Here is a 12942-nt window from a genome sequence, read left to right as displayed (position 1 = left end):
GTCCTCGGACCGACGGTGCCGAGCCGCGCCTACTTGGAGCGCTTCGCGAGGAAGGCCTCGACCTCGGCCCGGATCTCCGGGGTGTCCAGCCCGCGCACCGTCATCGTGGTGCGGCGGCGCAGCACGTCGTCCGTGGTGTACGCCCACTCGTTGTCCGCCGCGTACGCGACCTGCGCCCAGACGTCCGGACCGTCCTCGTGGATCGGCCGGCCGAGCTCCGGGTTCTCGTCGATCATGCGGGCGATCTCGAAGGACAGGGTGCCGTAGTGGCTGGCCAGGTGCTTGGCCACCAGCGGCTCCATCCGCGAGCCCGGCTCACGGTCGATCAGCAGGCGGTGCGCCACCGCGTTCGGTGCGCCGACGCCCGGCAGCGGGACGGTCGGGGCGATCGGGGACATGTCCTCGCCGAGGCTGGTGCCGGGCACGTGGGCCAGCTTCTCCAGCACGGTGCGGCCGATGTGCCGGTAGGTGGTCCACTTGCCGCCGGAGACCGACAGCATGCCGCCGCGGCCCTCGGTGACGACGGTCTCGCGCTTGGCGGCGGCCGTGTCGCCCGGGCCGCCCGGCAGCACCCGCAGGCCGGCGAAGGAGTAGGTGATCAGGTCGCGGTCGAGGTGCTCGTCGCGGATCGCGTGCGCGGCCTCGCCCATGATCTGGTCGATGTCCGCCTCGGTGGCCCGGACGTCCTTCGGGTCGCCGGTGTACTCCTCGTCGGTGGTGCCGAGCAGGACGTGGTCCTCCCACGGGATGGCGAAGGAGACGCGGTACTTGTCGATCGGGATGGTCAGCGCGGCGCGCCACGGCGAGCGGCGCTTGACGACCACGTGGGCGCCCTTGGAGAGGCGGATCGACGGCGCGGCGCCGGAGTCCTCCATCGTGCGCAGGTGGTCCACCCACGGGCCGGTGGCGTTCAGCACCAGGCGGGCGTCGATGCCGAACTCGCTGCCGTCCAGGCGGTCGCGGACCTCGGCACCGGTGACCCGGCCGCCGGTGAAGCGCAGCCCGGTGACCTCGGCGTGGTTGAGCACCACGGCACCGGCGTCGACCGCGGCGCGCACGGTCATCACGGCGACGCGCGAGTCGTTCATCTGGTGGTCGCCGTAGACGGCCACCGAGCGCAGGCCCTCGGTGCGCAGTGCGGGCACCTGCTGGGCGGCGTGCGCGGCGGTGGAGACCCGGCCCATGCCGTCGCGGAAGGCGGACAGCGCCGAGTACAGGAAGACGCCGGCGCCGAGCTTGGCGGCGCCGTGCGGGCCGCCCTTGTAGACCGGCACGAAGAAGGTCAGCGGGTTGACCAGGTGCGGGGCCACGTCGGTGGAGAGCGCGCGGCGCTCCTTGTGGTTCTCCGCGACCAGCTTGACCGCACCGGTCTGCAGGTAGCGCAGACCGCCGTGGACGAGCTTGGAGGAGGCGCTGGAGGTGGCGCCGGCGAAGTCGCCGGCGTCGACCATGGCGACCTTCAGGCCGGCCTGGGAGGCGGTCCAGGCGACGGCCGTGCCGAGGATGCCGCCCCCGATCACCAGCAGGTCGTAGGTGGCCTTGCCGAGCAGCTCGCGGGTCTCGGCGCGGGAGGCGGTGTGGCCGGCGGTGCGCTCGGCGCCCAGGGTCGGGATGGTTGCCATGGTGGTTGTGTACGGCGCGCGGGTCGGGCGGCGCCGTTACTCCTCTCGTGTGCGGTGCGGCCCCTACGGGAGAGGCCGGGCGGCCCGGTGCGGCGGGCCGGTGAAACACGGTGACGCCCGTTGCCGGAACAGCGGGCGGCCGGTCGGGGCACGGGGCCCCGACCGGCTTGTCGGTCAGTTGTTCTCTTCCTCCTCCACCCAGCCCATGGTGCGCTCCACGGCCTTGAGCCACTTCTTGTACTCACGCTCCCGAGTGGCCTCGTCCATGCGCGGGGTCCACTCGGCGGCGCGGTGCCAGTTGGACCGCAGGGTGTCGAGGTCGTTCCAGAAGCCGACGGCGAGACCGGCAGCGTAGGCGGCGCCGAGGGCGGTGGTCTCGGCCACGTACGGGCGCTCGACCGGGGCGTCCAGGACGTCGGCGATGTTCTGCATGAGCAGGTTGTTGCTGGTCATGCCGCCGTCGACCTTCAGGGCGGTGAGCTCGACCCCGGAGTCCTTCTGCATGGCGTCGACGACCTCGCGGGTCTGCCAGGCGGTGGCCTCCAGGACGGCCCGGGCCAGGTGGCCCTTGGTGACGTACCGGGTCAGGCCGGCGATCACACCGCGGGCGTCGGAGCGCCAGTACGGGGCGAACAGGCCGGAGAAGGCCGGGACGAAGTAGGCGCCGCCGTTGTCCTCGACGGTGTTGGCGAGGGTCTCGATCTCGGCGGCGGTGGAGATGATGCCGAGCTGGTCGCGCAGCCACTGGACGAGCGAGCCGGTGACGGCGATCGAGCCCTCCAGCGCGTACACCGGGGCCTGGTCGCCGATCCGGTAGCCGACGGTGGTCAGCAGGCCGTGGTACGAGTTGACGATCTTCTCGCCGGTGTTCAGCAGCAGGAAGGTGCCGGTGCCGTAGGTGGACTTGGCCTCGCCCTCGTCGAAGCAGGTCTGGCCGAACAGCGCGGCCTGCTGGTCGCCGAGCGCGGAGGCGACCGGGACGCCGGCCAGGTCGCCGACGGCCTCGCCGTACACCTCGGCGGAGGAGCGGATCTCCGGCAGGACGGCCATCGGCACGTCCATCGACTCGGCGATCTTCTCGTCCCACTGCAGGGTGTGCAGGTTCATCAGCATGGTGCGGCTGGCGTTGGTGACGTCCGTGACGTGCTTGCCGCCGTTGACACCGCCGGTGAGGTTCCAGATCACCCAGGTGTCCATGGTGCCGAAGAGGATGTCGCCGGCCTCGGCGCGCTCGCGCAGGCCCTCGACGTTGTCCAGCAGCCAGCGGATCTTCGGGCCGGCGAAGTAGCTGGCCAGCGGGAGGCCGGTCTCGCGGCGGAAGCGGTCCTGGCCGACGTTGCGGCCCAGCTCACGGCAGAGCGCCTCGGTGCGGGTGTCCTGCCACACCAGCGCGTTGTGCACCGGCTCGCCGGTGTTCTTGTCCCACAGGACGGTGGTCTCGCGCTGGTTGGTGATGCCGATCGCGCGGATGTCGTCCTTGGTCAGGCCGGCCTTCTCCAGCGCGCCGCGGACGACCGACTGCACCCGGGTCCAGATCTCGGCGGCGTCGTGCTCGACGTAGCCGGGCTGGGGGAAGATCTGCCGGTGCTCCTGCTGGTCGACGGCGACGATCCGGCCGTCGGCGCCGAAGATGATGCAGCGGCTGGAGGTGGTGCCCTGGTCGATCGCGGCGATGTAGTTACCGGTGGAGGTCATGGGGAGGGTCCTCGGCTCGGGTTCGGGGGTTACGGGGTGGGTGGGCCTGACGCGCTTGCTCGGTCAGTCCCCGTGCTCGGCGGGGTCGAACCCGTCCGCTAGAAGATGGCGTTGTAGACGCCGCCGGCCGCCAGGCCGCCCAGGAGCGGGCCGACGACCGGGATCCAGGCGTACGACCAGTCGGAGTCGCCCTTGTTCGGGATCGGCAGCAGGGTGTGCGCGATGCGCGGGCCGAGGTCGCGGGCCGGGTTGATGGCGTAGCCGGTCGGGCCGCCCAGCGAGAGGCCGATGCCGACGACGGTGAAGGCGACCATCAGGGTGCCGGTGCCGGACTGGGAGAGGCCGGAGTTGGTGCCGATGGTGAGGATCGCGAAGCAGAGCACGAAGGTGCCGATGACCTCGGTGATCACGTTCTGGATCGGGTTCCGGATCTCGGGGCCGGTCGAGAAGATGCCGAGGGTGGGTTCCTTGTTCGCGTTGAACTGGCCCAGGTAGGTGGCCCAGACCAGTACGGCGCCGATGATCGCGCCGAGCAGCTGGGAGCCGATGTAGAGCGGCACCTGGCTCCACTCGCCGCTCTTGACCGCGAGCGCGATGGTGACGGCCGGGTTGAGGTGGGCACCGGACTTCGGAGCCGACATGTAGGCGGCGATGAGGACCGCGAATCCCCAGCCGAAGGTGATCGCCAGCCAGCCGGCGTTGACGGCCTTCGACTTCTTGAGGGTCACGGCGGCGCAGACGCCGCCGCCGAGGAGTATCAGGGCGGCGGTGCCGAGGGTTTCGCCGACGAAAACGTCGCCGTTGGAGAACGCGGACACAAAGACTCCCTTGTCCATATGGCCCGGAGGGTGGGTGGGGGCAGGCGGCTGGTCGATCGCTGTGCGGGTGAGCGCACTGTGGGAGTGATCTTCCCGGCCATCGTTCGACAATGTCGACCGTCATGCGGAAGCTTCCTCCCCGGGTCGCCCCCACGTCAAGGCGGGGTTACGGAGCTGTGACCCTCGCCTCGACCGGTCCGTCGACGTTACCGAGCGGAGCGCCCCGAAACAGGACAAAACGCCAGAGGCGCGGACAGGCCTCCCGCCCGTCCGCGCCTCAGCGTGACGAATCGACGGCCCGTCGCGAGCCGTCCCCGGATGTACTCAGAACCGCCCGGCGCCCAGGTCGCGGGAGATCGCCCGCGCCGCGCTGCGCACCGAGGCCACCAGCGCGGGCTTCACGAAGCCGTCCTCGCAGACCCGCTCGACCGCCCCGCTGATGCACACCGCGCCCACCGGGTTGCGCCGCCGGTCCTGGATCAGCGCGCCGATCGAGGCCACGCCCTCCCAGGTCTCCTCGATCGAGTCCGCCCAGCCGCGCTCCCGGATCAGCGCGCACTCGGCGTCCACGTCGGCCGAACCGGTCAGCGTCCGCAGGGTGTACGACTCGTACGGGTCGTCGCCCAACTCCCCGCGCGCGACCGGGTCGTAGGCCACCAGCACCTTGCCCAGCGCAGTGCTGTGCAGCGGCTGCATCGAGCCCACCTCCAGCACCTGCCGGGTGTCGTCCGGCCGGAACACGTGGTGCACGATCAGCACGCCCTGCTGGTGCAGCACCCCCAGGTAGACCGTCTCCCCGGCCGCCCGGGCCAGGTCGTCCGCCCACACCAGCGCCCGCGCCCGCAGCTCGTGCACGTCCAGGTAGCTCTGCCCCAGCCGCAGCAGTTCGGCGCCCAGCTGGTACTTGCCGCTCTCCGGGTCCTGCTCGACGAACCCCTCCTGCTGCAGCGTGCGCAGGATGCCGTGCGCGGTGCCCTTGGCCAGGTCCAGCGCCGTCGCGACCTCGGACAGGCCGAGCCGGCGCTCGCCGCCGGCCAGCAGGCGCATGATCGCGGCGGCCCGGGAAAGCGACTGGATCGGGCCGGGCATGGGTACCTCCGCGCTGACAGGCGGTCGACAATGTCGACCGCAGTGGTGACGGGACGAGTCTGCCAGGCCGCCCCGACTCCGTGCACCTTCCCCCCGGGTAACCCCGCCCGCCGGCGGTCCGAACCGCAGGCCGTGGCCCCGCCGCCTCAGCCCACCGCCCCCGCCCGCAGCACCGCCACCTCCGCCGCCAGCGCCGCGATCCCGTCCGTCCCGACCCGGCAGCAGCCGCCCACCAGCCGCGCCCCGCCCGCGAGCCAGCCGCCCACCCGCGCCGATCGAAAGGTCGGCTCGCCGTACCAGCCCCGGCGGGCGGCGTCCCAGCTCTCACCGCTGTTCGGGTAGACCACCACCGGCTTCCCGGTCACCTCGGCGGCCACCGCCACCGCCCGGTCCGCGTCCTGCGGCGTACAGCAGTTGACGCCTACCGCGACCACCTCGTCCACATCGGCGGCCGGCGCGAAGGCCTCCGCCAGCGGCTGCCCGGCCCTGGTCCGGTCGCCCTCGATGCTGTACGACAGCCAGGCCGGTACCCCCAGCCCGCGCACCAGCCCCAGCAGCGCCCGCGCCTCGTCCACGTCGGGCACCGTCTCCAGCGCCAGCACGTCCGGCCTGGCCGCCGCCAGCACCTCCAGCCGCGGCCGGTGGAAGTCCGCCAGCTCCGCGACGCTCAGCCCGTACCGGCCCCGGTACTCCGAACCGTCCGCCAGCACCGCCCCGTACGGGCCCACCGAGGCCGCCACCCAGCGCCGTCGCCCGCCCGGCTCCGACCGCGCCGCCTCCCGGGCCAGCTCCACGCTGCTCGCCAGCAGTCGCGCGGCCTGTGCCCGGCCGACCCCTCGGCGCGCGAAGCCCTCGAAGCTCGCCTGGTAGCTCGCGGTTATCGCGACGTCCGCGCCCGCCGCGAAGTACGCCCGGTGCGCGGCCACCACCGCCTGCGGGTCGTCCGCCAGCAGCCGCGCCGACCACAGTTCGTCCGACAGGTCGTGCCCGGACGCCGCCAACTGGTTCGACATCCCGCCGTCGAGCACCAGCGGCCCGGCGGCCAGCGCGGCGGCGAAATCCGGCGGGGGAGCAGTGGGCATGTCGGTCTCCTCTGGCAGAGTTCCTGGTCACAGCCTAGAGGTGGGTGTCCCCGCCGAGCGGGAAAACCATTTGCCGCGGGGGAACCCAATCGCTACGTTGTGCTCATCCCGAGAAGAACAACGCCGGTGAGACAGGTCACCTGGCGTCGGCGAGCACGGAAAGGAGCCCGGCGATGGCAGCGGACGACCAACCGCCTTCCACCGGGCCCGAGGCCGAGCAGGAGTGGCTCGCCGCGTACGACCCGCGCGCCTACGCCCCGATCGCCGTCACCGTGGACGTGGTCGCCCTGACCTTGCGCCACGGCAGCCTGCACGTCCTGCTCGTCGAGCGCGGCGCCCCGCCCTACCAGGGCTGCTGGGCGCTGCCCGGCGGCTTCCTGCGGGCCGGCGAGGAAGGCCTGGACGAGGCGGCCGCCCGCGAGCTCGCCGAGGAGACGGGCCTGCGGAGCGCTTCCGAGGCCGAGGTCAGGCTCTGCCGCCTCCACCTCGAACAGCTCGGCACCTACGGCGCCCCCGAGCGGGACCCGCGGATGCACGTCGTCTCCGTCGCCTACCTCGCCTTCGCCCCCGACCTGCCCGACCCCCAGGCCGGCACGGACGCCGCGGCCGCCGCCTGGCACCCCGTCTCCGACCTGGACCTCCGGCCCTGCGGCCGGTCCCGAGCCGCCGGTGCGCCCGCCGACACCCACGGGGGTGGCGTCGACGGGCGCACCGGCCCCGGCCCGCTCACGCTGGCCTTCGACCACGCCCGCATCCTCGCCGACGGCCTCGACCGGGTGCGCGCCAAACTCGAGTACAGCCCGCTGGCCACCGCCTTCCTGCCGCACGACTTCACCATCCCCGAGCTCCGCGCCGTCTACGAGGCGGTCTGGGACGAGAAGCTCCACCCCGGCAACTTCCACCGCAAGGTGCTGTCCGTGCCCGGCTTCGTCGAGAGCACCGGCGCCACCACCGAGCGCGGCGGCGCCCGCGGCGGCCCCCGCGCCCGCACCTACCACGCCGGCGACGCCCGCCTGCTGCACCCGGCGCTGCTCCGCCCCACCCGCGACGGCACGGCCGACGGCCCCGGGGCCCCCTGACGTTCCGCAGCTCGCGGCAACACCGTCGACCCACCGGGCTACCATCCGGCCATGACCACTGACGAAGCGATCCAGACCGCCCACCGGCCGTTCTCGCACTGCCACTTCTGCGGCACGCCCTACCCGCCCGGCACCCGCGACTGGCCGCGCACCTGCCCCGGCTGCACCGAGATCAGCTACCGCAACCCGCTGCCCGTCGCGGTCACCGTCCTCCCCGTCACCCGCCCCGACGCCGACCCCGCGCTGGTCGTCATCCGCCGCACCATCGAGCCCGGCTACGGCGAACTCGCCTTTCCCGGCGGCTACATGGACTACGGCGAGAGCTGGCAGCAGGCCTGCGTGCGCGAACTGCACGAGGAGACCGGCATCCCCGCCGACCCGGCCGAGGTCACCCTGATCCACACCGCGTCCGACCCCAACGGCCGCTTCGTCATGCTCTGCGGACTGCTCCCGGCCCGCCCGCTCGCCGACCTCCCGCCCTCGCGCCCCACCGACGAGACCGACGGCTGGCTGCTCGCCACCGCCGAGACCCCGCTGGTCTGGGACTTCCACAACGGCGTCCTGCGCCGCTGGTTCAGCGGCGAGTTCACCCCCCGCTGACCTGCCGTCCACCCACCGGCCGACCCTGGCGCGGCGGGCGATCACATGGCATGGTCTGCACCGACAGCCCAACCGGACGGGTCTGCCACGAGCCCTCCCGTCCCCACCACCGGCCGGGAGACCACCACCGTGAGCACCCCACCGCAGGATCAGCCGCTCTGGCGCCCGAACCCCGCTCGCGCCGCCGCCACCACCCTCGTGGCCTTCCAGGCCTGGGCCGCCGAACACCACGGCGCCCCGGCCGCCCCGCTCGCCCCGGCCGTCGACGACCAGCAGGCCGCCCAGCGCTACGCCGACCTGCACGCCTGGTCCACCGGGGACCTCGACCGGTTCTGGACCGCGATCACCCAGTGGTTCGACGTCCGGCTGGCCACCGACCACTGCACCACCATCCCGGTCGAGATCCTCGCCGACGCCACCATGCCCGGCGCCCGCTGGTTCCCCGGTGTCCGCCTCAACTACGCCGAGCACGCCCTGCGCGCCGCCGAGGACCCGGCCAATGCCGACCGTCCCGCGATCCTCCACCTCGACGAGACCACCGACCAGCCGGCCGTCCTCACCTGGGCCGAACTCCGCCGCCAGGTCGGCTCGCTGGCCGCCGCCCTGCGCGCCCGCGGCATCGGCCCCGGCGACCGCGTCGGCGCCTACCTGCCCAATGTCCCGCAGGCTGCCGTCGCCCTGCTCGCCACCGCAGCGGTCGGCGCGGTCTGGACCAGCTGCGCCCCGGACTTCGGCGCCCGCAGCGTCCTCGACCGCCTCCAGCAGATCGAACCCGCCGTCCTCTTCGCCATCGACGGCTACCACTACGGCGGCAAGGACCACGACCGCACCGAGGTCGTCGCCGAACTGCGCCGCGAACTCCCCAGCCTGCACACCGTCGTGCACGTCCCGCTGCTCGGCGCCCCCGCCCCCGAGGGCGCCCTGAACTGGGACGACCTGGTCGCCGACGAGGTCGAGCCGGTCTTCGAGACGGTCCCCTTCGACCACCCGCTCTGGGTCCTCTACTCCTCCGGCACCACCGGCCTGCCCAAGGCGATCGTCCAGAGCCAGGGCGGTATCCTCCTCGAACACCTCAAGCAGGCCGGCCTCCACCTCGACCTCGGCCCCCAGGACCGGTTCCTCTGGTACACCTCCACCGGCTGGATGATGTGGAACTTCCTGCTGGCCGGCCTCCTGGTCGGGGCCACGATCGTCACCTACGACGGCAGCCCCGGCCACCCCGACACCGGCGCCCTCTGGTCGGTCGCCGCCCGTACCGGCGCCACCGTCCTCGGCACCTCCGCCGCCTACGTGATCGCCAGCCGCAAGGCCGAGCTCCACCCCGGCCGGGACCTCGACCTCTCCGCCGTGCGCTGCATCGGCACCACCGGCTCCCCGCTCCCGCCCGACGGCTTCCGCTGGATCTACGACGAGGTCAAGCAGGACGTCTGGCTCGCCTCCGTCAGCGGCGGCACCGACGTCTGCTCCTGCTTCGTCGGCGGCGTCCCCACCCTCCCGGTGTACCTCGGCGAGATCCAGGCCCCCTGCCTCGGCGCCGCCGTCGAGTCCTGGGACGTCCAGGGCCACCCGCACACCGACACCGTCGGCGAACTCGTCGTCACCAAGCCCATCCCGTCGATGCCCACCGGCTTCTGGAACGACCCCGAGGGCACCCGGTACCACGACAGCTACTTCGACACGTACCCCGGCATCTGGCGCCACGGCGACTGGATCACCGTCACCTCCCGGGGCACCGTCGTCATCCACGGCCGCTCCGACTCCACCCTCAACCGCCAGGGCGTCCGGATGGGCTCCTCGGACATCTACGAGGTGGTCGAGCGACTTCCCGAGATCGCCGAGTCCCTGGTCATCGGCCTGGAGGAGCCCGACGGCGGCTACTGGATGCCGCTGTTCGTCGTCCTCGCCCCCGGTGCGGAGCTGAACGACGACGTGATCGGCCGCATCCGCACCTCGCTGCGCACCGAGCTCTCCCCGCGCCACGTGCCCGACGAGGTCATCGCCGTCCGCGGCCTCCCGCACACCCTCACCGGCAAGCGGATCGAGGTCCCGGTCAAGCGCATCCTCTCCGGCACCCCGCTGGAGCAGGCCGTCAACCCCGGCTCCGTCGACCACATCGAGCACCTGCGCTTCTTCGAGCGGCTCCGCCTGGACCGCCAGGCCTGACCGGCCCCCAGGCACACGACGAGGTACGCGAAAGGGGCGCCCCCCACCGTCCTCTCGGGGGGCGCCCCTTTCGCGTCTCTCCGTCCCTACTCGCCCGAGAGCACCTGCTGCACGGCGGCCCGTGCCTCCTCGGCACCGTCCGCGGCCCGGGCCGCCTCCGCCGCCCGGCGGCACTGCGCCAGCGTGTACTTGGCGAGCGTGGTCCGCACGTAGGGGATCGAGGCCGCGCCCATCGACAGGCTGGTGACGCCCAGACCGGTCAGCACCACGGCCAGCAGCGGGTCGGAAGCCGCCTCGCCGCAGACTCCGCAGCTCTTGCCGCTCGCCCGCGCGGCGTCGGCCGCCGCGGCGACCAGGTCCAGCAGGGCCGGCTGCCACGGGTCCTGGAGCCGGGCCAGCGCACCCACCTGACGGTCGGCCGCGAAGGTGTACTGGGCGAGGTCGTTGGTCCCCAGGGACAGGAACTCGACCTCCTGGAGGATCGCCCTGGCGCGCAGTGCGGCCGACGGGATCTCGACCATCGCACCGAACTTGGCGTCCAGCCCGGCCTCCCGGCACGCGGCCGCGAAGTCCTTGGCGTCCTTGCGGTCGGCCACCATCGGGGCCATCACCTCGAGGTGCACGGGCAGGCCCTCGGCAGCCTTGGCGAGCGCCTGGAGCTGGGTCCGCAGCACCTCGGGGTGTTCGAGCAGGGTGCGCAGACCGCGCACGCCCAGCGCCGGGTTCGGCTCGTCGGCCGGGGTCAGGAAGTCCAGCGGCTTGTCAGCGCCGGCGTCCAGCACCCGCACCACGACCCGGCCCTCGGGGAAGGCCTCCAGCACCTTGCGGTACGCCTCGACCTGCTTCTCGGCGCCGGGTGCCTTCGCCGAATCGTCCAGGAACAGGAACTCGGTGCGGAACAGGCCGACGCCCTCGGCGCCGTTCTCCAGCGCGGCCGGCACGTCGGCCGGGCCGCCCACGTTGGCCAGCAGCGGCACCCTGTGGCCGTCCGAGGTCTGCCCCGGGCCAGAGGAGGCGGCGAGCGCGGCCTTGCGCTCGGCGGCGACCGCCCGCAGCTCGTCCTGCTTCTCCTGGGACGGCTCCAGCAGCACGTCACCGGAGCTGCCGTCCACCGCGACGACGGTGCCCTCGCCGACCTCGGTCGCACCCGGCAGCGCCACGACGGCCGGCACGCCCAGCGCCCGGGCCAGGATGGCGCTGTGGCTGGTCGGCCCGCCCTCCTCGGTCACGAAGCCGAGCACCAGCGTCGGGTCGAGCAGCGCGGTGTCGGCCGGCGCCAGGTCCCGCGCGAACAGCACGTACGGCTCGTCGCTGTCGGGCACGCCCGGCATCGGCACACCGAGCAGCCGGGCGACGATCCGGTTGCGCACGTCGTCCAGGTCGGCGACCCGTCCGGCCAGGTAGTCCCCGGCGGAGGCGAGCAGCGCCCGGTAGGCCGCGAACGCGTCGTAGACACCGCGCTCGGCACTGCTGCCGACGGCGATCCGGCGGGACACGTCGGCCATCAGCTCCGGGTCCTGCGCCATCAGCGCCTGGGCCTCCAGCACGGCCTGCGCCTCGCCGCCCGCGAGGTTGCCGCGCGCGATGAGGTCGGCGGCGACCGCCTCGACGGCGGCCTCGGCACGCGCCTGCTCGCGCGGGGCGTCCTCGGTCGGGATCTGGGTGGCCGGGGGCTCCAGCACCGCCGTCCCCATGTGCCGCACCTGGCCGATCGCGACCCCGTGGCTCACGCCCACGCCGCGCAGCGTCTTCTCCATGTCACCTGTCTCCGCTGAGATGAGCGGCCCCGCCGGGAACCGCTGTGTGGGGGCCGCCCCGTCATCTCGTCCGGGGCGGGTGTCGGAAGGAAGGGGTCAGCTCCAGCTGAACAGCTGGTCGCCCGCCTTGGCCTCGCCGTCCTCCCGCAGCGCGCCGAGCGACTCGGTGGTGGCCTCCAGCGCCACGATCGGCGAGATCGGCGACTTGCCCGCGGCCTCGACGGCAGCCGGGTCCCACTTGATGACGGCCTGACCGCGGGTCACCGTGTCGCCCTTGTTGACGAGCAGCTCGAAGCCCTCGCCGTTGAGCTGAACCGTGTCGATCCCGAGGTGGGTCAGCACGCCGTGGCCCTCGGCGTCCACGACGACGAACGCGTGCGGGTGCATGGAGACGACGACACCGTCCACCGGAGCGACCGCCGTGGTCTGCTCACGAACGGGGTCGATCGCGGTGCCCGGGCCGACCATCGCACCCGAGAACACCGGGTCGGGCACGCCCGCGAGCCCCACGATCTTGCCGGTCAGCGGCGACGTCACAGTGGTCATGGTTGTGCCTCCCAAATGCGCAGTACAGCGAGCGGCCGCGAGGAGCGGCATGACGATCAACTGAAGCCTAAATCATGTCAACTTCGGACATCTTTTGACATTCCCGGGCGAAGACCCGCCCGCCCTTGCCTACCTGTCCGGCCGGCGACTCACCGACCTGTGAGTGGTCTAGTCCTCTGGGCCGATGCGCCGCACTCTACAGGCATCTTGGCGAATCGGGACCATTGCTGTATATGCTCGCGAGAGCAACAAATCATGCCGCCGTCCGGAGGACTGTCGGTGCGGCTCGATTCGCGCTCCGGCCATCGACCGGCTATGGTGGGTCGAGTCGCCGCGACTCCGCGGTTAACACCAGATTTTGGATGCGAAAAGCCCCGGTAAACGGAGCGGAAAGCGTCTGATAAGCTGGAAACACGAAAGAACGAAGCCCGGAGGGTCCGCTGGAAGGCGGTCCGAAGGAAGCGTCCGTTCCTTGAGAACTCAACAGCGTG

The 12942-nt window shown here is 72.7% G+C and carries 10 protein-coding genes; 3 read left to right on the top strand and 7 right to left on the bottom strand.

The genetic code is table 11. The features are described from left to right. Positions 1-29 precede the first annotated feature (29 nt). The 5 genes from AB0O11_RS29305 to mmuM form a co-directional block, all read right to left on the bottom strand. Positions 30-1622: a glycerol-3-phosphate dehydrogenase/oxidase gene (locus tag AB0O11_RS29305; RefSeq protein ID WP_363392864.1), complete on the bottom strand. Its 1593-nt coding sequence runs from the start codon at positions 1620-1622 to the stop codon at positions 30-32. A 174-nt stretch (positions 1623-1796) separates the two neighbouring features. Next, entirely contained in the window at positions 1797-3317 is a 1521-nt protein-coding gene (glpK, locus tag AB0O11_RS29300) for a glycerol kinase GlpK (RefSeq protein WP_363392861.1), read from the bottom strand. A gap of 98 nt (positions 3318-3415) precedes the next feature. Beyond that, entirely contained in the window at positions 3416-4135 is a 720-nt protein-coding gene (locus AB0O11_RS29295; RefSeq protein WP_363392858.1) for an MIP/aquaporin family protein, read from the bottom strand. A gap of 324 nt (positions 4136-4459) precedes the next feature. Then, positions 4460-5224: an IclR family transcriptional regulator gene (locus tag AB0O11_RS29290; RefSeq protein WP_363392855.1), complete on the bottom strand. Its 765-nt coding sequence runs from the start codon at positions 5222-5224 to the stop codon at positions 4460-4462. 146 nt (positions 5225-5370) lie between these two features. Next, the gene (gene mmuM, locus AB0O11_RS29285; protein WP_363392852.1) at positions 5371-6306 is read right to left on the bottom strand and encodes a homocysteine S-methyltransferase; all 936 of its coding nucleotides are present in this window, start codon (positions 6304-6306) and stop codon (positions 5371-5373) included. Between the two features lie 173 nt (positions 6307-6479). On the opposite strand from mmuM, the gene AB0O11_RS29280 reads away from it, so the two are divergent. The 3 genes from AB0O11_RS29280 to AB0O11_RS29270 all read left to right on the top strand — a co-directional run bounded on the left by AB0O11_RS29280 (position 6480) and on the right by AB0O11_RS29270 (position 10148). Then, positions 6480-7385 (top strand): NUDIX domain-containing protein, encoded by a 906-nt coding sequence (locus tag AB0O11_RS29280; RefSeq protein ID WP_363392849.1) that lies wholly within the window; start codon positions 6480-6482, stop codon positions 7383-7385. 51 nt (positions 7386-7436) lie between these two features. Next, positions 7437-7985, top strand: a complete 549-nt coding sequence (locus tag AB0O11_RS29275) for an NUDIX domain-containing protein (RefSeq protein WP_363392846.1) — start codon at positions 7437-7439, stop codon at positions 7983-7985. 129 nt (positions 7986-8114) lie between these two features. Further along, positions 8115-10148 (top strand): acetoacetate--CoA ligase, encoded by a 2034-nt coding sequence (locus tag AB0O11_RS29270; RefSeq protein WP_363392843.1) that lies wholly within the window; start codon positions 8115-8117, stop codon positions 10146-10148. A gap of 86 nt (positions 10149-10234) precedes the next feature. Here AB0O11_RS29270 and ptsP read toward each other — a convergent pair whose 3' ends face one another. Together ptsP and AB0O11_RS29260 are read right to left on the bottom strand one after the other, a co-directional pair. Continuing rightward, positions 10235-11905, bottom strand: coding sequence for a phosphoenolpyruvate--protein phosphotransferase (gene ptsP / locus AB0O11_RS29265; RefSeq protein ID WP_363392840.1), 1671 nt, complete (start codon positions 11903-11905; stop codon positions 10235-10237). A 96-nt stretch (positions 11906-12001) separates the two neighbouring features. Further along, a complete protein-coding gene (locus tag AB0O11_RS29260; protein ID WP_363392837.1) occupies positions 12002-12451 on the bottom strand; it encodes a PTS glucose transporter subunit IIA in 450 nt (149 codons plus the stop codon). Between the last annotated feature and the right edge of the window lie 491 nt (positions 12452-12942).

It is taken from the genome of Kitasatospora sp. NPDC093102, from assembly GCF_040683915.1.
Lineage (GTDB): Bacteria > Actinomycetota > Actinomycetes > Streptomycetales > Streptomycetaceae > Kitasatospora.
This window is presented reverse-complemented; position numbering and strand designations above follow the sequence as displayed.

Coding starts and splice junctions, on each gene's coding strand:
- AB0O11_RS29305 (WP_363392864.1), bottom strand. CDS start 1,622: ATGGCAACCATCCCGACCCTGGGCGCCGAGCGCACCGCCGGCCACACC.
- glpK (WP_363392861.1), bottom strand. CDS start 3,317: ATGACCTCCACCGGTAACTACATCGCCGCGATCGACCAGGGCACCACC.
- AB0O11_RS29290 (WP_363392855.1), bottom strand. CDS start 5,224: ATGCCCGGCCCGATCCAGTCGCTTTCCCGGGCCGCCGCGATCATGCGC.
- mmuM (WP_363392852.1), bottom strand. CDS start 6,306: ATGCCCACTGCTCCCCCGCCGGATTTCGCCGCCGCGCTGGCCGCCGGG.
- AB0O11_RS29280 (WP_363392849.1), top strand. CDS start 6,480: ATGGCAGCGGACGACCAACCGCCTTCCACCGGGCCCGAGGCCGAGCAG.
- AB0O11_RS29275 (WP_363392846.1), top strand. CDS start 7,437: ATGACCACTGACGAAGCGATCCAGACCGCCCACCGGCCGTTCTCGCAC.
- ptsP (WP_363392840.1), bottom strand. CDS start 11,905: ATGGAGAAGACGCTGCGCGGCGTGGGCGTGAGCCACGGGGTCGCGATC.
- AB0O11_RS29260 (WP_363392837.1), bottom strand. CDS start 12,451: ATGACCACTGTGACGTCGCCGCTGACCGGCAAGATCGTGGGGCTCGCG.